Origin of the sequence: Acinetobacter sp. YH12241 (genome assembly GCF_013417535.1) — a bacterium.
Classification (GTDB): Bacteria; Pseudomonadota; Gammaproteobacteria; order Pseudomonadales; family Moraxellaceae; genus Acinetobacter.
Genome location: NZ_VPDQ01000002.1, coordinates 113610 through 138509, shown reverse-complemented (window position 1 = coordinate 138509; position 24900 = coordinate 113610). Strand labels below are relative to the sequence as shown.

General features: G+C 44.3%; 20 protein-coding genes. 10 read left to right on the top strand and 10 right to left on the bottom strand.

Annotation, left to right across the window (positions count from 1 at the left end):
• Positions 1-88: 88 nt before the first annotated feature.
• Complete coding sequence (locus tag FTV18_RS02130; protein WP_004782481.1) at positions 89-724, bottom strand: TetR/AcrR family transcriptional regulator; 636 nt, start codon at positions 722-724, stop codon at positions 89-91.
• A gap of 146 nt (positions 725-870) precedes the next feature.
• Here FTV18_RS02130 and FTV18_RS02125 point away from each other — a divergent pair, with 146 nt between their 5' ends.
• The 8 genes from FTV18_RS02125 (at position 871) to FTV18_RS02090 (ending at position 10356) form a co-directional block, all read left to right on the top strand.
• Positions 871-2043, top strand: coding sequence for an isovaleryl-CoA dehydrogenase (locus tag FTV18_RS02125; protein ID WP_004782484.1), 1173 nt, complete (start codon positions 871-873; stop codon positions 2041-2043).
• Positions 2044-2078: 35 nt separating this feature from the next.
• The gene (locus FTV18_RS02120; RefSeq protein ID WP_004782485.1) at positions 2079-3680 is read left to right on the top strand and encodes a carboxyl transferase domain-containing protein; all 1602 of its coding nucleotides are present in this window, start codon (positions 2079-2081) and stop codon (positions 3678-3680) included.
• Positions 3681-3692: 12 nt separating this feature from the next.
• A complete protein-coding gene (locus FTV18_RS02115; RefSeq protein ID WP_159123879.1) occupies positions 3693-4487 on the top strand; it encodes an enoyl-CoA hydratase/isomerase family protein in 795 nt (264 codons plus the stop codon).
• Positions 4488-4506: 19 nt separating this feature from the next.
• Entirely contained in the window at positions 4507-6501 is a 1995-nt protein-coding gene (locus FTV18_RS02110; protein ID WP_179992276.1) for an acetyl/propionyl/methylcrotonyl-CoA carboxylase subunit alpha, read from the top strand.
• Entirely contained in the window at positions 6498-7400 is a 903-nt protein-coding gene (locus FTV18_RS02105) for a hydroxymethylglutaryl-CoA lyase (protein ID WP_004782490.1), read from the top strand. Before FTV18_RS02110 ends, FTV18_RS02105 begins: the two co-directional genes overlap by 4 nt.
• A gap of 100 nt (positions 7401-7500) precedes the next feature.
• Positions 7501-8205 carry a CoA transferase subunit A gene (locus FTV18_RS02100; RefSeq protein ID WP_180016672.1) on the top strand — a complete coding sequence of 235 codons (705 nt, stop codon included), beginning with the start codon at positions 7501-7503 and terminating at the stop codon, positions 8203-8205.
• Between the two features lie 2 nt (positions 8206-8207).
• A complete protein-coding gene (locus FTV18_RS02095; RefSeq protein ID WP_004782495.1) occupies positions 8208-8846 on the top strand; it encodes a CoA transferase subunit B in 639 nt (212 codons plus the stop codon).
• Between the two features lie 97 nt (positions 8847-8943).
• On the top strand, positions 8944-10356 hold the full coding sequence (locus FTV18_RS02090) for a short-chain fatty acid transporter (RefSeq protein ID WP_004782496.1): 1413 nt from the start codon (positions 8944-8946) through the stop codon (positions 10354-10356).
• Between the two features lie 57 nt (positions 10357-10413).
• On the opposite strand, the gene FTV18_RS02085 is transcribed toward FTV18_RS02090, so the two are convergent.
• The 4 genes from FTV18_RS02085 to FTV18_RS02070 all read right to left on the bottom strand — a co-directional run bounded on the left by FTV18_RS02085 (position 10414) and on the right by FTV18_RS02070 (position 14945).
• On the bottom strand, positions 10414-11907 hold the full coding sequence (locus FTV18_RS02085) for an OmpA family protein (protein ID WP_180016673.1): 1494 nt from the start codon (positions 11905-11907) through the stop codon (positions 10414-10416).
• A 216-nt stretch (positions 11908-12123) separates the two neighbouring features.
• Complete coding sequence (locus FTV18_RS02080) at positions 12124-13362, bottom strand: dihydroorotase (protein WP_180016674.1); 1239 nt, start codon at positions 13360-13362, stop codon at positions 12124-12126.
• Between the two features lie 10 nt (positions 13363-13372).
• Positions 13373-14389, bottom strand: coding sequence for an aspartate carbamoyltransferase catalytic subunit (locus tag FTV18_RS02075; RefSeq protein WP_004782500.1), 1017 nt, complete (start codon positions 14387-14389; stop codon positions 13373-13375).
• A gap of 223 nt (positions 14390-14612) precedes the next feature.
• Positions 14613-14945, bottom strand: coding sequence for a hypothetical protein (locus FTV18_RS02070; RefSeq protein WP_034170006.1), 333 nt, complete (start codon positions 14943-14945; stop codon positions 14613-14615).
• Positions 14946-15602: 657 nt separating this feature from the next.
• Here FTV18_RS02070 and rlmKL point away from each other — a divergent pair.
• Positions 15603-17807 (top strand): bifunctional 23S rRNA (guanine(2069)-N(7))-methyltransferase RlmK/23S rRNA (guanine(2445)-N(2))-methyltransferase RlmL, encoded by a 2205-nt coding sequence (gene rlmKL, locus FTV18_RS02065; RefSeq protein ID WP_180016675.1) that lies wholly within the window; start codon positions 15603-15605, stop codon positions 17805-17807.
• A 67-nt stretch (positions 17808-17874) separates the two neighbouring features.
• Here the strand turns inward: rlmKL and clpB are convergent, their stop codons facing one another.
• The 4 genes from clpB to crp form a co-directional block, all read right to left on the bottom strand.
• Entirely contained in the window at positions 17875-20454 is a 2580-nt protein-coding gene (gene clpB, locus FTV18_RS02060; RefSeq protein ID WP_004782517.1) for an ATP-dependent chaperone ClpB, read from the bottom strand.
• 253 nt (positions 20455-20707) lie between these two features.
• Entirely contained in the window at positions 20708-21073 is a 366-nt protein-coding gene (locus tag FTV18_RS02055) for an antitoxin Xre/MbcA/ParS toxin-binding domain-containing protein (protein ID WP_180016676.1), read from the bottom strand.
• A gap of 140 nt (positions 21074-21213) precedes the next feature.
• On the bottom strand, positions 21214-22263 hold the full coding sequence (locus FTV18_RS02050; protein ID WP_180016677.1) for an NADP(H)-dependent aldo-keto reductase: 1050 nt from the start codon (positions 22261-22263) through the stop codon (positions 21214-21216).
• 193 nt (positions 22264-22456) lie between these two features.
• Entirely contained in the window at positions 22457-23164 is a 708-nt protein-coding gene (gene crp, locus FTV18_RS02045) for a cAMP-activated global transcriptional regulator CRP (protein WP_004782527.1), read from the bottom strand.
• Between the two features lie 147 nt (positions 23165-23311).
• On the opposite strand from crp, the gene FTV18_RS02040 reads away from it, so the two are divergent.
• Positions 23312-23734, top strand: a complete 423-nt coding sequence (locus FTV18_RS02040; protein ID WP_004782528.1) for an OsmC family protein — start codon at positions 23312-23314, stop codon at positions 23732-23734.
• Positions 23735-23777: 43 nt separating this feature from the next.
• On the opposite strand, the gene FTV18_RS02035 is transcribed toward FTV18_RS02040, so the two are convergent.
• Positions 23778-24821 (bottom strand): metallophosphoesterase, encoded by a 1044-nt coding sequence (locus tag FTV18_RS02035; protein WP_180016678.1) that lies wholly within the window; start codon positions 24819-24821, stop codon positions 23778-23780.
• Positions 24822-24900: the final 79 nt, after the last annotated feature.

Sequence of the window (24900 nt, the reverse complement as noted above, 5' to 3'; positions counted from 1 at the left end):
CTCCTTGATTCTTTGTAATTCTGATTTTCAACTTTACTAATTGTTTTATGACCACGACGACCTTGTCTATGTGCCTGTTTTTGTGCGTCTATGCTGCTGAATTTCCTTCCTGTCGATGTACTGCGTTAACACAAAAATCGGCAATCTGTTTGACAAAGTGATCCTTGTAGTTCTGATCAAACATTACATTACGGGACGGATTTAAAGGTTCAATCACGACAAAGGTCATGGCACCCACCACGCCCAAAGCTGCCGTATTTAAATCTTCAAACTCGAACTCTCCATTCACCTTTCCTTCGGCCAGGATTTCCTTAATGCTTTGTTTAAGCAGCTGTTTACTGCGAAAACGCTCATGTTCCATTTCCGGATCAACCGGTTCAAACATAAGTGAATACGCCAACTGGGGGCTATTCATGGCACGTTTCACAAAAGTTGTAACAGATTTTTGCAATTTCAGTTTTGGCGACAAATCCGACCCGGCAATGGAAACAAGAATTCCAACTTCATGCTGAATCGCTGCCGACAAAACCTCAATCAAAATCTGGCTTTTGTTTTCAAAATATCGATATACCAGCCCTGTAGAAACGCCTGCGCGTTCTGCAATCGCCTGAATCGACGCCTCTTTAAAGCCCCCTTGAGTAATCAGTTCACGAGCAGACTGTAAAATCGACAAACGATTTTGTTCCATTCGTTCCTGCATCAGTGATGATCTTTTATAACTCATAATCTTATTCTCAACCAGATAAAATGAATTGTAAATCATTTTGTGAATATAGGTTCACTTTTTTAATTTTTCGTTGTATGTTAAAAAAACAAGCACAACAAAAATGCTTTTGGACACAACAAATATAATCTCAGGATGGATGAAGAATGAATTTACAAAGCTTAGATTTCGGTTTGGATGAAACTCTTATTGCGCTTCGTGATTCAGTGGCCGCATTTTGCGCCAAGGAAATTGCCCCAATTGCCCAGCAAGTTGACCGTGACAATGAATTCCCGGCTCACCTTTGGAAAAAATTTGGTGATATGGGCCTACTTGGTTTAACGGTCAGTGAAGAATATGGCGGTACCAATCTGGGGTATCTGGCCCATATTATTGCCATGCAAGAAATTTCCCGTGCTTCAGCATCCATTGGTTTGTCCTATGGCGCCCATTCTAACCTATGTGTAAACCAAATTAAGCGAAATGGTAATGAAGAACAAAAGCAGCGTTATCTGCCAAAACTGATTTCTGGTGAATATGTCGGTGCATTAGCAATGTCTGAGCCGAATGCCGGATCAGATGTGGTCAGCATGAAACTGAAAGCTGAAGATAAAGGTGATCATTATCTACTCAACGGTTCCAAGATGTGGATCACCAACGGCGGCGATGCTGATGTACTTGTGGTCTATGCCAAAACCGATTTACAAGCTGGCGCCAAAGGCATGACCGCCTTCCTGGTTGAGAAAAATATGCCAGGTTTTAGTCACGGCACTCATTTAGACAAACTGGGTATGCGTGGTTCCAATACTTATCCCCTGTTTTTTGACAATGTCGAAGTTCCTAAAGAAAACGTCCTTGGCGGTGTCGGCAATGGGACTAAAGTGCTGATGAGCGGTCTGGACTATGAACGTGCGGTTCTCAGTGCTGGTCCATTGGGCATTATGGATGCCTGCATGGATACCGTGATTCCTTATATTCATGACCGCAAACAGTTTGGTCAGGCACTCGGTGAATTCCAGTTGATGCAAGGCAAAATTGCTGACATGTACTCTACCTGGCTGGCATGTAAGGCGCTGGTGTATGCCGTTGGTGCTGAATGTGACAAGGCTGATCATAGCCGTAGCCTGCGTAAAGATGCTGCCAGTGCCATTTTATATGCCGCTGAAAAAGCTACATGGATGGCGGGTGAAACCATTCAGACCCTAGGTGGGAACGGTTATATCAACGAATTTGCTGCAGGCCGTTTGTGGCGCGATGCCAAACTCTATGAAATTGGCGCCGGAACTTCCGAAATCCGCCGTATGCTAATTGGCCGTGAGCTCTTCAACGAAACAGCCTAAACATTAACACTTAGAATAAGACAAGGATGTTCGTCATGAATCAGTTACAGAGCAAAATCAATATACGTAGTGAAGAGTTTAAGACCAACCAGGCTGCCATGCTGCAACTGGTGGATGACCTTAAACAGAAAGTAGAAAAAATTGCCTTGGGTGGCGGAGAAACTGCCCGTCAGAAACATCTGGATCGCGGCAAATTACTGCCGCGTGAACGGATTAATCATTTAATTGATCCAGGCACAGCTTTTTTGGAAATCGGTCAACTGGCTGCCTATCAGGTTTATCAGGATGATGTTCCTGCAGCAGGTGTGGTCGCAGGTGTAGGTCAGGTCAATGGTGTGACCTGCATGATCGTGGCCAATGATGCCACAGTCAAAGGCGGGACTTATTATCCCCTTACGGTGAAAAAGCATTTACGTGCCCAGGAAATTGCCGAACAGAATCATTTGCCATGTATTTATCTGGTGGATTCTGGCGGTGCTTATTTACCTTTACAGGATGAAGTATTTCCGGATCGTGATCACTTCGGCCGTATCTTTTACAATCAGGCACGTATGTCGAGTCTGGGTATTGCCCAGATTGCAGTGGTAATGGGTAGCTGTACGGCAGGTGGTGCTTATGTGCCAGCGATGTCAGATGAAACCATTATTGTGCGTAATCAAGGCACGATTTTCCTCGGCGGCCCTCCTCTGGTGAAAGCGGCAACCGGTGAAGTGGTTTCTAGTGAAGACTTAGGTGGTGGTGATGTACATACCCGTTTATCTGGGGTTGCCGATCATCTGGCAGAAAATGATGAACACGCAATTGCCATTGCCCGCAACATTGTGGCGAACCTGAATAAAAAGCCAAATAAAACTGCAGATGAAATTGAAGCACCGCGTTTTGACAGTTCAGAGCTGTATGGCATTGTGCCAAGCGATGCACGTAAACCGTTTGATATCCGTGAAGTGATTGCGCGTATTGTCGACGGTTCACGCTTTGACGAATTCAAGGCACGCTTTGGGACTACCCTGGTCACTGGCTTTGCCAAGCTCTATGGAATGCCAGTTGGAATTATTGCCAACAATGGAATTTTATTCTCTGAGTCTGCACAAAAAGGCGCGCATTTTATTGAACTATGTACCCAGCGCAATATTCCGCTGATCTTCCTGCAAAACATCACCGGCTTTATGGTGGGTCGTCAGTATGAAAATGAAGGTATTGCTAAAAATGGTGCCAAGCTGGTGATGGCCGTCGCGACAGCCAATGTGCCTAAACTGACTCTGGTGATTGGCGGTTCTTTTGGTGCCGGTAACTATGGCATGTGTGGCCGTGCTTACTCGCCACGCTTTATGTGGACCTGGCCAAACTCGCGTATTTCAGTGATGGGCGGTGAACAGGCCTCTAGCGTATTGTCGACTTTGAAACGCGATCAGATTGAGCAAAAAGGTGGAACCTGGTCAGCTGAAGAAGAAGACCAGTTTAAACAGCCAATTCGTGACCAATATGAACGCCAAGGCCATCCTTATTATGCTTCTGCGCGTTTATGGGATGACGGTGTCATTGATCCAGCGCAATCGCGTGAAGTCCTGGCCCTAAGTCTGGCTGCAGCGATGAATGCACCAATCCAGCCAACCAAATTCGGCGTGTTCCGCATGTAAGAGGTGACAAAAATGGACTATCAATTTTTACAGCTCGAACAGCAGAATCAGGTGGCAACGGTCTGGATTAACCGGGCTGAACTGCATAATGCGTTTAATACCCAGGTCATTGAAGAGCTACATGCCTGTTTCCAGTCTTTAAATCAGCGTGATGATGTACGTGTAGTGATTCTGGCAGGCCGAGGTAAAAGCTTTTCTGCGGGTGCGGATCTGAACTGGATGAAAAAGGCCGGTCAGGCCTCACAGGCAGACAATGAAGCCGATGCTCTCAAACTGGCAAAAATGCTGCAAAGTCTGGCGACCTTGAAACAGCCAACGATTGCCCGTGTCCATGGTATTGCTTTTGGCGGCGGTATGGGTCTGGCAGCCGCTTGTGATATCTGTATCGCCAGCACTGATGCCAAGTTTGCAACGTCTGAAGTACGTTTAGGATTAGCCCCTTCGACCATTAGTCCGTATGTAATTCGTGCGATTGGCGCCCGTCAGGCGTCACGTTATTTCCTGACTGCTGAGCGAATCTCAGCTGAACAGGCGAAAACCATTGGTCTGGCACATGAAGTGACTGCACCAGAACAGCTCGACAGCAAAATTGATGAGATTGTGGAAGCGCTCTTACTCGGTGGACCAGCAGCGCAAAACGCCTCAAAACAGCTGATTCAACTGGTCGATCAACAGGTCCTGACTGAAGATCTGCTGTTTAAAACCGCACAGCATATTGCCCATGTTCGCCAGGGAGATGAGGCGAAAAATGGACTGAATGCATTTTTAAACAAACAAAGCCCGGCCTGGATTAAGACCACGGCATAACAACAAGAAGGATCGTAGGATGTTTGAAAAGATTTTAATTGCCAATCGTGGTGAAATTGCCTGCCGTGTGATTCGTACAGCGAAAAAGTTAGGGATTGCCACCGTTGCCGTATATTCCGATGCCGATGCACAGGCACAGCATGTCAAACTGGCAGATGAAGCCATCCATATTGGTGAATCGCCTGCTGCACAAAGTTATTTACAGATTGAACGTATTATTCAGGCAGCAAAAACTACCGGTGCTCAGGCCATTCATCCAGGTTATGGTTTCCTGTCTGAAAATGACCAGTTTGCCCTGGCCTGTCAGGATAACAACATTGTCTTTATTGGTCCGCCAGTGGATGCGATCTTAGCAATGGGTCTGAAAGCGACCTCTAAAGCCTTAATGGAAAAAGCTGGTGTACCTTTAACCCCCGGCTATCATGGTACCAATCAGGATGCCGATTTCTTGAAACAACAAGCTGACAGTATTGGCTATCCAGTACTGATCAAGGCTAGTGCTGGCGGTGGCGGTAAAGGCATGCGACTGGTCGAGCGTAGTGAAGATTTCCTGAGTTCACTCGCTTCCTGTAAAAGCGAAGCACGTTCCAGCTTCGGCAATGAAGATGTGCTGATTGAACGCTATGTCGTGCAGCCACGCCATATTGAAGTTCAGGTCTTTGGTGATACACATGGCAATTATGTGCATCTGTTTGAACGTGATTGCTCCGTGCAGCGTCGTCACCAGAAAGTTCTGGAAGAAGCACCTGCACCTAAAATGCCAGAAGACAAACTTGAGGCGATGCGCCAAGCCGCAATTGATGCTGCACGTGCTGTAAATTATGTCGGTGCCGGTACAGTCGAGTTCATCGTTGAGCAAGACGGTACTGCTTACTTCATGGAAATGAACACCCGTCTGCAGGTTGAGCATCCAGTCACTGAAATGATCACCGGTCAGGATCTGGTGGAATGGCAGTTACGTGTAGCGTTCGGTGAACCTTTACCGAAACAGCAGCATGAATTACAGATACACGGTCATGCACTGGAAGCCCGTGTTTATGCCGAAGAACCAGAAAAAGGTTTTATTCCTGCCATCGGTCAGATCAGCTATTTGCACTATCCAGAACAAAATGACAGCGTGCGTGTGGATAGTGGCATTGTCGAAGGTGATGAAATCAGCACCTATTATGATCCGATGATTGCCAAACTGATTGTTTGGGGCAAAAACCGTGAAGCTGCTTTAACCCAGATGCATCATGCCTTGGGTCAGTTTCATGTCGATGGTCTTGGCAATAACATCGCTTTTCTTGATCGCTTAGTATTATGTGATTCATTTAAAAATGCCCATCTCGATACTGGCCTGATTCAACGTGAAGAAGAGTTCCTACTCAAACCATCTGCTGATATCAGTGCAGAATTAGTGGTCACTGCAGCCTTGGTTGAACTGTTATCGCGTCTGGCTCAAAACCCGACTAGCAATAATCCCGTCTGGCAGCAAAAGGCATTTTGGCGTCTGAATCAGCAAAATAACTACACAATTAAATTACAATGTAATGACGTTTTACGTGTGGTGAGCTTTAAAGCGCTAGAAAATAGTTTCCTGGCAAATTATGAAGGCCAGACACTTACCATCCAGGGTGAGCTGCTTGATCAACACCTACTCCAGTTAAATCTTGCGGGTCAGCAGCAGAAACTGGCATTTAGCCAGACTGAGCATGGCATTACCCTGTTCCAGAATGGTCAAAGCTACAAGTTCAATTATTTGAAAAATGACTTTAATAACCAGGATGAACAAGGGACTGAAAATAACTTGACTGCGCCAATGCCTGGCGTGATTACTCAGGTTCTGGTCGCGGCAAATGACAAAGTGAAAAAAGACGATGTACTGCTGACCTTGGAAGCAATGAAGATCGAATATACCATTCGCGCTCCGCATGATGGCATTATCGCAAACTCATACTTCCAGAAAGGTGATCAGGTTAAAGCCGGTGATGAACTGGTTGAGTTTCAGCCTCTAGCGGAGGAAGTTGCATGACAGATTTCGTTAAAATCGTAGAAGTCGGGCCACGCGATGGCCTGCAAAACGAAAAAACACCTTTAACACTAGATGACCGTAAAAATCTGATTCTGGACCTGATGAAAACAGGTTTGCAGGCGATTGAGGTCGGCTCCTGTGTTTCAGCCAAATGGGTTCCACAGATGGCAGATAGCGATACGCTATTTGCCAGCTTGCCTAAAGATCCGAATATCCAGTTCAGTTTGCTGACGCCAAACATGAAAGGTTTTGAATCAGCGCTGGCTGTGGATTGTAAAGAAGTTGCGGTATTTACCGCAGCTTCTGAAAGCTTTACCCACAAGAATATCAACTGCTCGATTGATGAAAGCTTTGAGAAGTTTGCAGATGTGATGGCAGCTGCCAAAGCAAATGATGTCAAGGTGCGTGGCTATGTCTCTTGTATGGTGGACTGCCCTTATGAAGGTGCAATTGATCCGAAGCAGGTCGTCAAAGTTACACAGCGTCTACTAGACATGGGCTGCTATGAAGTGTCATTAGGTGAAACCATTGGTACGGCAACTCCGGATCGCGTGAAGAACGTCTGGGATGCCTGTCTTTCAGAAATTGATAGTAAAGTGCTAGCCGGTCATTTTCATAATACCTATGGCATGGCCATCGCTAATATTTACCAGTCATTGCTGCAAGGGATTCGGGTATTTGACTCCTCTATTGCCGGTCTCGGTGGCTGTCCTTATGCCAAAGGTGCTTCCGGCAATGTTTCAACTGAAGACCTGTATTACCTGCTCTCCAAGATGGGCTTTGAAACCGGTATTCAACTGGATGCTTTGATGCAGGCCAGCCGTAATATCAGCGAGGTATTACAACGCAATAATCCATCCAATTATGCCAATGCCTATTGGCAAAAAGCCTGTGCTTAAAAACTTGAAATAGCCGGACACTCTATAAGTCCTCATGGATAGAAATCAGCAGATCTTTAGATGAAAGAGATCTGCAAGAGAAGAATAAATCGAGGTAAAAATGTCAAATAAAGTGTATGACAGTGCAAAAGCCGCTTTAGACGGCGTGGTTCAGAATGGACATACCTTGGCGGTAGGCGGTTTTGGTCTATGTGGTATTCCAGAAGCCCTAATTGCAGCTTTAAAGGAAACTGGTGCCAAAAATCTGACCTGTATTTCTAATAATGCCGGTGTGGATGGCTTTGGCTTGGGGCTATTGCTGGAAACCAAACAGATTAAAAAGATGATCTCTTCCTATGTGGGCGAGAATAAGGAATTTGAACGCCAATACTTAAGCGGTGAACTTGAAGTTGAACTGACCCCGCAAGGAACTTTAGCTGAAAAATTACGTGCTGGTGGTGCAGGTATTCCCGCTTTCTATACCGCGACTGGTGTCGGTACCGTTATTGCTGAAGGTAAAGATGTCCGCGAGTTCAATGGCAAGTCTTATATTCTGGAAGAATCCTTAACTGCTGATGTGGCTTTGGTTAAAGCCTATAAGGCCGATAAAGCCGGCAACCTGATTTTCCGTAAAACTGCCCAGAACTTCAATCCGGTCTGTGCCATGGCTGGTAAAGTGACCATTGCTGAAGTTGAAGAAATTGTCGAGATCGGTGCCCTTGATCCAGATGAAATTCATCTTCCCGGCATTTATGTGAACCGGATTGTACTGAATACCCAACCGGAAAAACGGATTGAACAGATGACTTTAAAGGCGGAGGCTTGATCATGGCTTGGACACGTAATGAAATGGCGCAGCGCGCCGCACAGGAACTTGAAGATGGTTTCTATGTCAATCTAGGTATTGGTCTGCCAACCTTAGTCGCAAATTATATTCCAGAGAATATTAATGTCTGGCTTCAGTCTGAGAATGGTCTGCTGGGTATTGGAGAATTTCCAACGGCCGATACTGTGGATGCAGACCTGATCAATGCTGGCAAACAGACGGTAACTGCCCGCAAAGGTGCTTCTTTCTTTTCCAGTGCTGACTCCTTTGCCATGATCCGTGGCGGTCATGTCAATATCGCCATTCTGGGGGCTATGGAAGTCTCAGAAAATGGTGATCTAGCCAACTGGATGATTCCAGGCAAGAAAGTCAAAGGCATGGGTGGTGCCATGGATCTGGTCGCAGGTGTGCAAAAAGTTGTGGTGCTGATGGAACACTGCGCTAAAGATGGTACGCCTAAAATTGTCTCACAATGTAGTCTTCCGCTTACTGGCCAGGCCGTAGTGAACCGGATTATTACTGACTTAGGTGTATTGGATGTCACACCTGAAGGTATTCAACTTGTAGAACTGGCACCCGATGTCAGTTTTGATGAAATTCAGAAAGTCACCGGCGTACCTTTACTCCGTAAAGCAGCCTGATTTTTCCCAGCCCTTAAAATGAAAAATTTTAAGGGTTTCTTTTTGGCTGAAGAAAGCCGCTTCTTAATAACAAATGCAGAATAAATGGATTTTAATCATGCAAACTCAACAAAATATCTTGCAGCGCTTTGCCATGCGCGTCAGCGACTGGTCTGAAAAATGGTTTCCGGACTCTTATATCTTTGCCCTACTCGGTGTCATCATCGTTGCGATTGCCGCGATTGGCATTGGTGCGCCGGCACAAGACGTCGCGATTTCATTTGGTGACGGATTCTGGAGTCTGATTCCCTTTACCTTACAGATGTGCATGTTGATCGTGGTCGGTTATGTAGTTTCAGTTTCCAAACCGATGCAATTACTGATTCAGAAAATGGCGCGCATTCCCCATTCCGGACGTGGAGCCATCGTTCTTGTCGCCACAGTTAGTCTACTGATTTCCCTGATTAACTGGGCGATGAGTACGGTTCTAACCGCACTTCTGGTGATTGCGCTAGCGCAGCGTAAAGAACTGAATATGGATTACCGTGCGGCTGCCGCAGCAGCGATTATCGGGATGGGCGCAACCTGGGCACTGGGTATCAGCTCTTCAGCAGCGCAATTACAAGCCAACAAATCCAGTCTACCAGAACCACTTTATAATCTGACTGGTGTGATTCCATTTACTGAAACGATTTTCCTGCCGCAATCCATGATCATGACAGCAGTCTTGATTATTGCTTCGATTGCCATTGCCTACTGGTCTGCGCCCAAAGGCAATCATATTAAAACTATTGATCACTTCCCGATCCAGATTGAAGAAGAAAAGACTGAAACCGTGACCCATAAACGGCCGGGTGACTGGCTTGAAAACTCGCCAATCTTAAGTATTCTGATTGTGGTTCTGGGTCTGGTCTGGATGTTTAACGAGTTTTCCAAAAGTAATCCTATTCTGGCAATCTCCAGCTTAAACACCTATAACTTTATCTTTCTGATTTTGGGTGTAGCTTTACATGGTACACCACGTAATTTTCTCAATGCTGTGTCCAAAGCTGTGCCGGCCATTTCAGGGGTGCTGATCCAGTTTCCGCTTTATGGCAGCATCGCCTTTATGATGACCAATGCCCTGAATTCTGCTGACCTGTCCCTATCGCACTATATCGCCGAGTTCTTCGTTTCGATTGCCTCGCAGGAAACCTTTGCAGTGGTGATGGGAATTTATTCAGCGATTCTAGGCTTCTTCATTCCTTCTGGTGGAGGAAAATGGATTATTGAAGCGCCTTATGTGATGCAGGCTGCACATGACCTGAAAGTGCATCTGGGCTGGTCTGTCCAGATTTACAATGCGGCCGAAGCCTTGCCCAATCTGATCAATCCTTTCTTTATGCTCCCTATGCTGGGTATCTTAAAATTAAAAGCCAAAGATGTGATTGGTTTTACAGTGACCCAACTGGTCTTTCATCTTCCATTGGTACTATTCTTGCTCTGGTTCCTAGGAAGAACCCTGACTTATACCCCACCTGTCTTCTCTTAATTCATAACAAATAAAAAAGGACGAATCATTCGTCCTTTTTTATGATGAAAGAATTATTTAGCTGGCTTTCTTTTCAACTACGCCTTCATTATCTACAGTATGTACACGACCATCTTCGGTACTCATAACTTCAAAAGTTACACGACGATTTTGATACTGACCGTTCGAGGTTGCATTCGGTTGAGCAGGCTGATTCGCCGCCATACCTACAGGTTGTAATTGTGCCGGATTCACCCCTTTCTGTACCAGATAATTCACAATGGCTTGAGCACGTTTTAAAGATAGCTCCTGATTTTGAGTGCTGCTGCCTTCCGTATCAGTATGGCCTATTACGGTTAGACGTACATCTTTGGCATATTGCAATAAAGCTGCGGTCTGATCCAGCAAGCTTTTATTCACTTCAGGAATTTCTGTAGAACCTGTCGCAAAATGAATAAGTTGCAGGTTTAAGGCAGTTGCAACATCCAATGCCTCAATATTCTCCATCTGAAGTTCGTCTAAAGCTTTTTTAGCCTCGGTATTGGCTGTATTGATCGCCTCATCCATATCCACTGGTTTTTGGGTCACGACTTCTACATTTTTAGCTAAGCCACGAATTTGACCTGCCAAACGCTGTGCATCTGCACTGTTCGCTGCCTGCACAGACACCTGATTACCTGCCCAAGTCAAAGTCACATTTGACATGCCTTGCAGCAGTTTTAGTACTGAAGGAATCGTATCCTGATCAATAAATTCTGAGTGGTAATTTTCATTGGCTACTGCACCACAGCCAATACTGTAATTAAAGATCTGCTTAATTTCATTTTGCAGAATTTGCATATATTTCGGATCATTCATCTGTACCTGACAGTTGACGATTTCACCCTGACTACCGGTGCTGATTTTGAGAATTGCAGGGTTTGTTGCAGCAGCTTCGCTTACCGCCTGAGCATTTCGTAATTCATCCGGATCATCATCACGCAGGCATCCACGGAAGAAGAATAAGATAATCGCAGCAATAATCACGAGGAGAATAAAAGGCCAGAACACCACTGCCTTTTTCTCTTCAGTCAGTACTGGTTCTGCTTCCGGTTCGGAAGCCAAACCCGGTGCGCGGTTCAGATTTTGTCCCGCCAGCGGAGATACGCCTAAAGATGCCAGTATAGAACCAGCCCAGACTGGTAATGCTCGTTGAATCGAATCTGCATGGGTATCTAGCAAATGGCCTACTGCTTCAGCAGTGGGTGCACCAGCCTCTGCCTGCAAGAAGTTCATGGTTGGAACAATTGCCCGGTTCAGGGTCTGTTCAATTTCATCTTGAGGTGCAGTTGAATCTAACTGAGCCAGGAATTGTTGTTTTAGGGTCGGATTATTATTAAATAATTCATCAATCTTGGGATTAAGTTGCTGACCCAGACTTTCAATCCAGGCCGGTCTTGCACGAAGAATACTTAACAATACAGGATAGAATTGGGCTAAGGCCTGATCCTTGGCAAATAGATGTTCTGTTTCACCTTGCAGCACAATGGCGGTCACATCACTCTTTAAACGTTCAATTAAATCTGTATTCATCAAGATCACCATTATGTATTCATCAAGATCACCATTATTCTGATTTATAATGTTTAATATTTAATCAGTGTAGCGACCCACCCTCTTTGGAATGTTAATAATTGTACTGATATCATAAAGTTTCACTGTTTATGTAGGGCTAACTTTTCTAGTATTTTATTTAAGATATAAAAAAGTCAGCCGAAGCTGACTTTTTGTAAACGCGAAATGTAAGTGTTATGCAGCAATAAAAGTTTGCAGCACTTTACCTTTCACTTTTTGATTGAGCAGTGGTGTATTTTTACCTTGAGAAACGATCGTTTCTTTGCTTAATGTCCACTCCTGTTCTGGATCAACCAGTACCCAGCCTGCTTCCGCTTTCCAATGCTCAAACATACTGGCGACTTTCGCAGGAGCAACTGTGACTTTCTCCACCCATTCCAACGGCGTAAAGAAGCCTTCATTCACTAGTTGGATACCGAACGGTACGTAGGTATCAAACGCGGTAAAGCCAGGCTGTGTTTCCGCAAAGGGTGCCATTTTGGCAGAGCTGCTCAGGGGTTCATGATGGGTACAGATCGCATCAATCACACCAGATTTTACGCCCTGACGCAGTAATTCTTTGTCAGATTCAGAACGTAATGGTGGACGTACGTGTGCAAGAGAGTTAAAGCCATCAATCAGATGGTCAGTCAGATGCAATTGGTGCATAGCGACATCACAAGTTACTGGCAAGCCTTTTTCTTTAGCAATACGAATCAGTTCTACTGATGCACCACAAGATAACAAGCCAAAATGAGCACGTACTTTAGTTGCTTCAATCATGAGCAGGTATTTGGCAATGGCCACAGTTTCAGCTAGCGATGGAATCATTGGCAAGCCTTGGCGTGAAGCAATAAAGCCTTCATGCACACAGCCATCTTTGGCAATTTGCGGCTCTTCTGCATAGAACACTACAGTCAGGTCCAATCCTGCTGCATATTCAAGTGTACGCAATACCACATCATCATTGGCAAACGGCGCACTGGCATTAGAAACCGCAGTACAACCGCCTTTTTTTAAACCAGCCATATTGGCCGGTTGCTGACCTTGCAAACCTTGGGTTTGCGCACCGATCACCTGTAAATAAATACCGCCATCCAGCATGGCTTTTTCAACCAGACCATGAATCAGCGCACCATTATCCTGCACAATCGGTTTGGAATCTGGCGGGGTAAAGACATGCAGAATACCGTTTTCACGTGCAGCCTTACCTTCAGACTTTAAAGTTCCGTGTTGCTGCTGGCCCGGTTCTCGTAAACGTGCACACAGGTCCACCATGGTTGGCATCAGCCATTTGCCCTGTCCATCAATGGTTTCAGAGACGTTAGCAGTCTCTGCAACACGTTTACCATTTTCCACATAAACCGTTTCGACTGAATCAGTGTTTTGGATTGGGTCAAGAACACGGACATTTTCAATTTTTACAATAGACATGACTTATTCCTTATACCGCAATCGCTTCAATCAAACCCTGTTCCTGTAACTGCCCCTGCATTGCAAGAGCCAGTACCGCCATACGTACTGCAATCCCGTTAGTAACCTGTTTCAGAATCACGGATTGCGGACCGTCTGCAATACTGGAATCAATTTCCACACCACGGTTCATTGGTCCTGGATGCATCACGATACAATCCGGCTTGGCCATGGCGAGACGTTCTTTATTCAGGCCATACATTTTGTAGAATTCAGCCTGAGAAGACAGCGCTGGCGAATCAATACGCTCGTTTTGAATACGCAAGGTAATGATCACATCACAGTCTTTGATGCCATCTTCCATATTATTGAACAGGCGTACATCTTCACTGTAATCATCAAAACCGTATGGCAGCAATGTATTCGGTGCAATCACGCGAATATCTTTACAGCCTAAGGTTTGCAGTGCCGCTACATCTGAACGTGCTACACGCGAATGCTTGATATCGCCAATAATAGCAATCGACATATCTTCGAATTTTTTATTGGTCTCGCGGCGAATGGTCAGCATATCCAGCATCGCTTGAGTTGGATGGGCATGACGGCCATCCCCTGCATTAATAATGGCGACATTTGGACAGACATCTTTGGCAATAAAGTGTGCTGCACCTGAAGATGAATGACGTACCACGAAAATATCTGCCGCCATAGCCTCAAGATTCCACAAGGTATCACGTAAAGTTTCACCTTTAGAGGTACTTGAACGGGCAATATCGATATTCAGCACGTTGGCAGACAGACGTTTGGCCGCTGCCTCAAAAGTAGTACGCGTTCGGGTAGAATTTTCAAAAAATAGGTTCATCACCGTTTTGCCTTCGAGCAAATTATTGGTGATCAGCTGATTTTGGTCATTAAAAAAGGACAACGCAGTGTCCAGTATTTTTGTAAGAGTTTCTTTAGAAAGACCTTCGATGGTCAGGAAATGTTTAAGATTACCTGCTTTGTTGAGTTGAATCTGGCTCGGTGTATGCAATGCCGCCAAGTGCATGAGAGATTCCTTATACGTTAAGTCAACGTATTATACAGAGATTAGCGAATCTTTATAGTTGATAAAGAGCTCGGTTGTACAAAAACCATCTCGGTAATAAGAATGGAAATTGAAATTCCCATGTATTTTTTCAATAAGATAATTTAACCTGTCTATCTATATGCTTGTTTTTTCATTTAAACATGAGTGCTTCAGTCTGGAGCATCCACACTCAATCCCCCAATTAGCGCAATGCGCCAATATAATGATGTGAAACCTGTGCGCGATAGATATCTTCTTCACTTGGTTCCACAGAAATCAGTTCCTTTTCCGCCTGTTCTTCAGCCTGCAGTTCTGAAAATGACGATAAATCCAGAGTGGTTTTTAAACGATTGACCAGATGTAATAACTCAGGATCTTCAGTCTGCTCTGCCAGCCCAATCACATGCTTTGCATAGTGGATATTTTCTGCAAGATACATGGCATCAATTACTCGCCCAGTCACTCGTCTTAAACGTGCATAGATCAAGGTAGCGATTGAAAATGCCTCATTCCTGCGTAATTGAAGATCCAACATCTAAGCCCCTCCGAAATAATAATTAAGAATAAAGATGAAGCTGTAATGATTCCCCTCAGCATTACAGCTTCATTGATATTAGATAGAGCAATAAACGTACCAAAATTAATAAATAAGTTATGTGAGTTATAAATTGATATGAATAAAAATTGATCCACCCCGAGCAATAGTTAGGTCAGCGTCTTTTTTGTTTTAGATTCACTCCTCGTCTAGCTAGTCAATTCTTAGTTTCGATCACTTAACATGAATGACCAAATTTTAGCTTTTACTTTTTAAAGTAATGCTGATGCCATGAGGTGTATATAAACGACCCTGTATCAGATCCATCACATCATTAACCCGATTATTTATCTTTCTAAATTACACATACAACATGGCCGCAATTGAAGATCTAGATTGCGAATTAGTTTAATACCCATTACATATCCATCTGTAAAATAAAAGTTTTATTCAAAATATTTTCATTCTTGGTATTTTGTAATTTTACATCTCTCGTCAATTTTTAGTTTACTTTTTAAGTCAACATTTAGCGCTTTTTAGGATGAGTAAAACTAGGCTGTATATGCTCGAATTTAAAAAATTTCCAAAGCTTTAACAGGCAAAATACGCTAAACTGAGCGCAGTTTTTTATTTATTCTTTTCCGGTCTCTCTATTTTATGAATACCTCTTCACGTTTAAGCAATTATTGGGTCACCTGTGCCGATGGTCTGGAAACCTTATTAGAAGAAGAAATCAAAGGTTTAGGTGTTCAGGATATTGAACGTTTCCCAGGTCGTCTGACCTTCAAAGGTACGCTTGAAAATGCTTACCGCATCTGTATGTGGTCTCGTCTGGCTTCTCGTGTCCTGATGCCAATTCACACGCATGAAATCGAATTCTCCCACGATGCGCGTGATGTTGCAGAAGAGCTTTATGAAGGTGCGATGAGCTTCGACTGGTCACTGATTTTTGCACCACAAAGCACCTTCGCAATTCGTCTGCACGTTGAACGTGATATTAAGGTTAATACCCAGTTTGCGACCCTTCGTGCCAAAGATGGCGTCGTCGATTCCTTTATGGAAGCTGTGGGCAAGCGTCCAAGTATTGATACCAAACAGCCAGAAATCACCATGTACATTCTGGCCGGTAAAAAAGAACATACTTATTGTTTAGACTTATCCGGTGATTCCCTGCATAAACGTGGCTATCGCCGCTTTATGACTGAAGCACCAATCAAGGAAAATCTGGCGGCTGCGATCCTGCAAAAAGGCGGCCTGAAAGACATCAACCCGGATATTGTGGTTGATCCAATGTGTGGTTCAGGGACGTTTATCATTGAATCACTGATGATTCTGACTGATCGTGCCCCAGGTCTGGTGCGTCGTTTCGGATTTAATGGCTGGAATGGTCATGACCATGAATTATGGATGGGGATTAAAGCTGAAGCGGCTGAACGTCATAAAGCTGCGCTAGAAAACCCATTACCCAAATTCTATGCCTTTGATGCCGACTGGGAAGCGGTAAAAGCCACTAAACAGAACATTATTGCGGCAGGTTTTGAATCTGCGCTTGATCAGATCAAGATCGAAGAGCGTACTTTAAATGACTGGCCAGATTTCCAGGCGGAAGGCAAAAAAGTCTTCTTCGTCACCAACCCGCCGTACGGTGAGCGTCTGGGCGATAAGGCATCTAACCGTGCCTTGTATCTGGGTTTGTCTAATCTGCTGCAAAAGAATTTCCCGAATCAAAAAGCCGCAGTCATTGCTGCTCAGGTGGAACAGGCCGATGTCTTGGCGTTCAATGATCCACAAATTCTGCGTTTGATGAACGGTAAACTGCCGATCTATATCCGTTTCGGTACGGTAAAACCGGCAGCAGTCACACGTCCTTTCCTGGAAAGCTGGCAGCCGCAACAATTCGAGCCGATTGAAGGTGCGATGGAATTTGCTAACCGTCTGACCAAGAATATGCAAACCCTGAAAAAATGGGCGGTAAAAGAAAATATTCACTGCCTGCGTTTGTATGATGCCGACCTGCCGGACTTTAATGTAGCAGTTGATCTATACGGCGAACGTCTGCATGTTCAGGAATATGCACCACCGAAAAAAATCGATCCTGAAAAAGCAAAAAAACGTTTTAACCTGGCTCTACAGGCAATTCGTGCCGTGACCGGTTTGGGCCGTGATGCGATCTTTATCAAGACGCGTGCCCGTCAGGAAGGTAAAAACCAGTACACCAAACAAAGTACAGCGTCTAAACGTTTTATCGTCCAGGAAGGCCAAGCCAAGATTCTGGTCAACCTGACCGACTATCTGGATACCGGTTTGTTCCTGGATCACCGTCAGATACGTTTGCGTATTGCCAAAGAAGCCAAAGGCAAGCACTTCCTGAATCTGTACAGCTATACCTCTACCGCGAGCTTACATGCAGCTTTAGGCGGTGCAGCGAGTACCACCAGTGTCGATTTGTCTAATACTTATTTGAACTGGTCAAAAGAGAACTTTGTTCTAAACGGCCTGACTGTAGACCATGCCGATCAACAACATCAATTCTTTGCATCTGACTGTTTTGAATGGCTGAAAGAAGGTCATGAACAATATGACCTGATCTTTATCGATCCACCGACATTCTCTAACTCGAAAAAATTCTACGGGACTTTCGACATTCAGCGTGACCACGTCTCTTTATTGAAACGTGCCATGAACCGTTTAACCACTGACGGTACGTTGTATTTCTCGAACAACTACCGTGGTTTCGAAATGGATGAAATGATTGAAGGTTTATATGACGTGGAAGAAATCACGCATGAAACCATTGGTCCAGACTTCAAGCGTAACCAGAAAATTCACCGTGCCTGGAAAATTACTCATCCAAAAATGTAAGGTGTGAATATAAGATAAAGAAAAACCCAGCCTAGGCTGGGTTTTTTTGTTGCGAGGAGAACTTCTATTAGCTGAGTTTCATTTTTTCAAAGACCAGCTCGCCACTTTCACCACGAACGACGATGGTATCACCAGGGCCAAACTCACCTGCCAGGATGCTTTGTGCCAAACCATTTTCAATACGTTGCTGGATCGCACGTTTTAATGGACGCGCACCATACAACGGATCGAAACCAGCTTCGATTAACTGATCGAAAGCACTGTCATCCACAGACAGACGCATATCGCGTTCTGCCAGACGTTGACGCAAGCGGTTCAACTGGATATCGGCAATACCACGGATCTGGTCTTTTTCCAGTGCATGGAACACCACTAGCTCATCAATACGGTTGATAAACTCTGGACGGAAATGTTCCGATACCGCATTCATCACCACTGTACGGACTTCTTCACGAGTTGCTTTATCGCCCAGTTCACGGACATCCTGTGAACCCAGGTTCGAAGTCATCACAATCACGGTATTTTTAAAGTCCACCACACGACCTTGCGAGTCAGTCAAACGACCATCATCTAGCACTTGCAGCAGAATGTTAAATACATCCGGATGCGCTTTTTCGACCTCATCGAATAACACCACGCTATATGGTTTACGGCGCACCGCTTCAGTCAGCACACCACCTTCTTCATAACCGACATAGCCCGGAGGTGCACCGACCAAGCGGCTCACCGAATGTTTTTCCATAAATTCGGACATGTCGATTCGGATCATGGCATCGTCACTGTCGAACAGGAAGTTCGCCAAAGCTTTAGTCAATTCTGTTTTACCCACACCTGTTGGGCCTAAGAACAGGAATGAACCACTTGGACGGTTAGGATCGGACAAGCCAGCACGTGAACGGCGCACAGCATTAGATACAGCCACTACGGCTTCTTCCTGACCAACAACACGGTTATGCAGGAATTCTTCCATATGCAGCAGTTTATCACGCTCACCTTGCAGCATTTTCGCCACAGGAATACCGGTCGCAGCACTGACTACTTCAGCGATCTCATTGTCAGTGACTTTGTCACGTAACAGTTTTGGTGCTTCACTTTCTTCAGCCGCTTCAATACGTTCCAACTGTTTTTGCAGTTCAGGAATCACACCGTATTGATAACGTGCTGCTTCAGCCAGATCACCTTCACGCTGGGCTTTTTCCAGCGCAATGCGAGCCTGATCCAGTTTCACCTGAATATCTTTGTTGCCTGCTACCAGCGCTTTATCGGCACGCCAGATTTCTTCCAGCTCGCTGTACTCTTTCTCTACAGTGGCAATCTGCTCTTCCAGATGTTTCACTTCGCCTTGTGCACCAGAGTCTGCATCTTTTTTCACCGCTTCAAGCTGCATCTTCAGCTGAATCAGACGACGTTCGAGTTTATCCAGCGCTTCAGGTTTAGAATCCAGCTCCATTTTGATACGAGATGCTGCTTCATCAATCAGGTCAATGGCTTTATCCGGCAATTGACGATCTGTGATGTAACGATGCGACATTTTCGCCGCAGCAATGATTGCAGAATCCAGAATCTGCACACCATGGTGAGTTGCATAACGATCTTTCAGACCACGCAGAATCGCAATGGTATCTTCCACGCTTGGTTCATCCACCAGCACTTTCTGGAAACGACGCTCTAAAGCTGCATCTTTTTCAATGTACTGACGATATTCATCCAGAGTCGTTGCACCGACACAGCGTAGTTCACCGCGCGCTAATGCAGGTTTCAGCATGTTACCCGCATCCATGGCGCCATCGCCTTTACCGGCACCGACCAATGTATGCAGCTCGTCAATGAACAGGATGATTTCGCCTTCATGTTTAGCCAGATCTTTCAGAACGGCTTTCAGACGTTCTTCGAACTCACCACGATATTTGGCACCTGCCAGCAATGAACCTAAGTCCAGTGATAATACACGTTTGCCTTTCAAGCCTTCAGGAACTTCACCGTTAACAATACGTTGTGCCAGACCTTCGACAATCGCAGTTTTACCGACACCTGGCTCACCGATCAGTACCGGGTTGTTTTTGGTACGGCGTGACAGCACCTGAATTGTACGACGGATTTCATCATCACGACCAATCACCGGGTCCAGTTTGCCAGCCATGGCACGTTCAGTTAAATCAATCGTATATTTATTCAGTGAGTCCCGTTGATCTTCATGATTATTGCTCATGACTTTTTCATCGCCTCGAATTTGATTAATGACCTGTCGTAAAGTTTCTGTTTTTACGCCAACACTATTTAATAAGGTTTTGGTGGCACCCGTTTCTGCAAGTGCCAGTAATACCCAGTCTGTAGACAGGAACTCATCTCCTGCTTTCTGTGCATAACTGTCCGCAAGATGCAGAGCTTTGGCTGCTTCCTGACTGATGTTGATATCGGCAGAGGGATTACCGAGCGTAGCTACATTATTTAGCGCAGTTTGTACTTTGCTTTGCAGGTCACGCAGGTTCGCTCCTGCCTGTTGCAGCAAGCTCACATTCGATGCTTCTTCCATCAAGGTGGACAAGATGTGAATCCCTTCAATGGCAGCATGATCCTTGCTCATTGCCAGAGATTGCGCATCGGAAAGGGTTTGCTGTAAGCGATTGGTAAATTTCTCAAAACGCATTCTTGTTATTCCTCACAACAAATTTTCTACTTGATGGATATATGGGTGCTGGAAATAAAATTTCAAATAATTTTTTATATATTTTTCAAAAATTTAATTAAATAAAAGACAGAGTTATCAGTATTAATATTGGTATTCAATGAAAATATTTCAAGTGAGCGAAAGTAGAATTTTTAAAGTGAAGATCAATAATGAATATCTGATTTAATTTACTCTGCTATTTTTCGGATGGGTAGAAAATAGAGAAAGACCTTTAGTGCGGTTGCAAGCGTCCTAGTAATCGCAATACTGCACTCAAACCATGTTCTGTTTGCATCAAGGATCTTGGTATTTGCTGATCCAAAAGCTTGTTAGGTGAATTGATAAACTGGCGCATCCAGCTCAAGTCTCCACCATTCAGACCAAATAACGCTTGATAGATATTGATTAAAGTTATCGCTCTTTTACCTGCGCTAGTATCTGGTTCTAATTCTTTTTGATTTATGATTGACGATAATTCTGCTTCAGATAGATCCAGAACTAATGCAAGCTCGGATTCTTGCAATTGCAACTGTTCAGCTAAGTTGAATATAGCTTTGGCTAATACTTGGGATTTAGAAATATCCGTTTCATTATTCATTTTTATTAAATCCTATTGATGAATCTTGTTTTGATTATGCTGCCTTTATCCTTTTCTTGCTATGTTGTTTATCATCAAATTTACTCATCAAATTAAAAGCACCCTCGCTTAGAGGGTGTTTTAGAATGGTAATATCGTGATTATGGTGCCGGATTGGGCTGCTGACGGTGAATGGCTTCAATGCCCTGCAAGACTTCTTCAGACAGATTCACGTCAAACGCCTGAATGTTTTCTTTGAGCTGATCCAAGTTGGTCGCACCAATAATAGTACTGGTCACGAAGAACTGCTGTTTAATGAAAGCCAGTGACAACTGGGTTAAGGTCAGGCCATGCTGCTCAGCCAGTTGTGCATACTGCTCGACGGCCCACTCGCTTTCCGGATTGCTATAACGGCTAAAACGTGAAAATAAAGTCACACGTGCATTGGCTGGACGTGCACCATTGCGAAATTTACCAGTCAGATAACCGAATGCCAGTGGAGAATAAGCCAGCAAACCTATACCTTCGTATTTGGCAATTTCCGACATACCAATTTCATAAGTCCGATTCAGCAAGCTATACGGATTTTGCACGCTAACAAATTTAGAAAGTCCCAATTTCTCTGCCAGATGCAGGAACTTCATGGTGCCCCAAGGTGTTTCATTGGACAGGCCAATATAACGGATACGACCTTTCTTAATTTCGTCATGCAAAGCAGTCAGGGTTTCTTCCAGATTCGTTACGGCACGATCATCTGCAGCTTCTGCATTGCCATAACCCAGCTTGCCAAAGAAATTGGTTGCGCGCTGAGGCCAGTGCAATTGGTACAGGTCGATATAATCAGTTTGCAAACGTGACAATGAATTATCAATTGCTGATGCAATCTCATCTGCCACAAACCGGGTCTGACCATCACGGATATGGCTCCCACCTTGTGACGGACCCGCAATTTTCGAAGCTAAAAACAGTTTGTCACGTCCACCCCGTGAGGCAATCCAGTTACCAATAATGCGTTCAGTTACCCCTTGCGTTTCCGGCTTGGGTGGCACCGGATACATTTCTGCGGTATCCCAGAAATATAAACCTTGATCCAAAGCATAGTCTAATTGCTGAAAAGCCTCTTCCTGAGTATTCTGCTCACCAAAAGTCATGGTGCCCAAACAGATTTCTGGCAATAAAATCCCAGTATCCGCCAATGGTCTGAATTGCATAAAAATGTCCTTTAAGTTTATCTGTTATTTATCAAGAGCAAGTGTGCTATAGCCTATCGGAATTATAAGACGGACTTAAATCATCTTTTCTAACAAGCTTGTGCCAATTTGTTATGTTCTGAATCAGGCTGAAATTTTTAAACAGGAATAAAAAAAGCAAACCCGAAGATTTGCTTTTTATCGTGCTTTTGGCTTATTCGTCTTCGAACTCGCCAGCACCCACTGCTTCAGGTTCTTCCAGCGATGCATCAAAAATCAGAATCGCCTTACCATCGGTTTCAATCATGCCCTGTTCTTCTAGAGTTTTTAGAACACGACCGACCATTTCACGTGAACACCCAACAATACGGCCAATTTCCTGACGGGTAATACGGATCTGACGACCATTTGGCAAGATCATCGCTTCTGGCTGAGATGACAGGTCAATCAGACAACGTGCAATACGACCAGACACATCGATAAATGCCAGGTCAGTCACTTTACGTGTGGTATTTTTCAGACGGCGAACCAGCTGGGCAAAAACTGCATAGCTAAGGTCTGGATATTGTTTGCTAATTTCATGAAAGTTTTCATAGGTAATTTCAGCAATTTCACAGACATCACGAGTACGCACTTCTGCAGTACGCTGTGGATTTGCTTCGAAAAGACCCATTTCCCCAAAGAAGTCTCCCGCATTTAAATAAGCTACCACAATCTCACGTTCATCATCTTCACGAAGAATGATAGACACAGACCCCTTCAGAATTAAATACAGAGATTTAGATTCTGATCCTGCATCCACGATCGTGGTACGTTTTGGATAGCGATTGATATATGCACGTTTTAATAACGCCTTCACTGATTCAGGTAGTTGCCCCGGCGAAAGTGCGTCTGTGCTTAATTGTGAAAAGTTTGAAGTCATGCTTACAGTTCCGAATATGGATAATTTATAGATCGCACAAGACCTAATGTGAACTTGTCACACAGTGGGATTGAAATTCCTTATCAACCCAATTTATGTTAGTGTACAGTTACTTCGTAAATTTATAGCTTTTTTTAGGTAGTTGCAATGCAAACGAGTGTTCATTGGCTAGAGAATGTTGCTTTTGAAGCAAAAACTCAAAGTGGTCACAGTATCATCATGGATGGTTCACCTGAATATGGCGGTGAAAACCGTGGTCCTCGCCCAATGGAACTGATTTTGACCGGTCTGGGTGGTTGTGCTTCTTTTGACATTGTGACGATTTTAAAGAAAGCACGTCAGGAGATTACTGATGTACGCTGTGAATTAAAAGCAGAACGTGCCGATACAATTCCTGCGGTATTTACCAAAATCCATCTACACTTTGTGGTCAGCGGTAAGGGCATCAAAGAGAAACAGGTCGCTAAAGCCGTAGAGCTTTCTGCTGAGAAATACTGCTCTGCCAGCAAAATGCTGTCTGATGGTGGTGTCGAAATCACCCACGATTTTGAAATTGTAGAAGTGGAATGATCCGCTAATTTCATTAAAAAAGCAGTCTTCGTGGCTGCTTTTTTTACGTCATTTTTTGAGTGAAATACTGCTGGCCATCTTCAAAAATCACCAGATTTTCAGGCAGTCTTAAAGCCCCAAGATGATGAGCATACTCAGCCTGTTGCTGTCGGTCACGATAACGCCTGCCCACTGAATAGTCGACACAGAATACATTCTGCTGCTGTCCAAACCATTGCAGAGCATCAATATGCTTAAACAGACCGGATTTTTCTTCGGTGGTTTTAAAGTTTCTCCAATAATGGCCAATCACCACAGGTATCCTATCTGTATAACGCTCCCACCATGGCAAACGGTCAATCATACGCCAGCGCCCCCCTGCATAGACTGGACGTTGTGCAATTTTTTCTGCGCCTGAGCTTAAGGTACGAATCGGATTTTGCATCTGGTCGCGTAACTCTTTTTCAGCGATATATTTTAATAAGGGAATACTGGCTGCTGGATCCTTGAATTGTCCTTGATATTGCTGCTGTTCACTCTGGATATATTCATCAAAGCCCAAAGTCTGCAACTCAAGCTCATTTTTCAGAACAAAATGATTATAAGCCTGTCTGATTGAATTAAAAGGAACAGATTTCAATTGTTGAATTGCCTGCGTATCCCAGCAAGCATGCACAATTCTTAAATGGGGTGCATCTAGAGCCAAAGGCAGGCTGTTTAGAAATTCTAGAATCCATGCACGATCCTGAATTGAAGCCTGAACTGAATCAAAAGTTTTGAGATCATCCTGATGCGGTGAACCAAAAAACCAGCCATTACCTTCCCGTAGCGTATCGGTTAACAAGTTGATTTCATGATTACCCAGAATGCATTGCGCATTGCCATTTTCTATTAAGGTTTTAACCTGTCTGATGACAGCGATACTGTCTGGTCCACGATCACACAGATCTCCGACAAAAATCAGTTTACGCTGTTCAGGATGACGACCTTGCAGATCGTAGCCCAATACTTTTAATAATTGATGTAGCGCATCAATCTCACCATGAATATCGCCAACAATATCCACCGGACCATCAAAAGTCTGCTGTATGAATATCTGATTACTCATGGCTCTACCCTACCCAGGTCAATAAAACCTTTTTTTAATATAGCGCTTATACTTTAAATCAATATAACAAGTTCAGAAT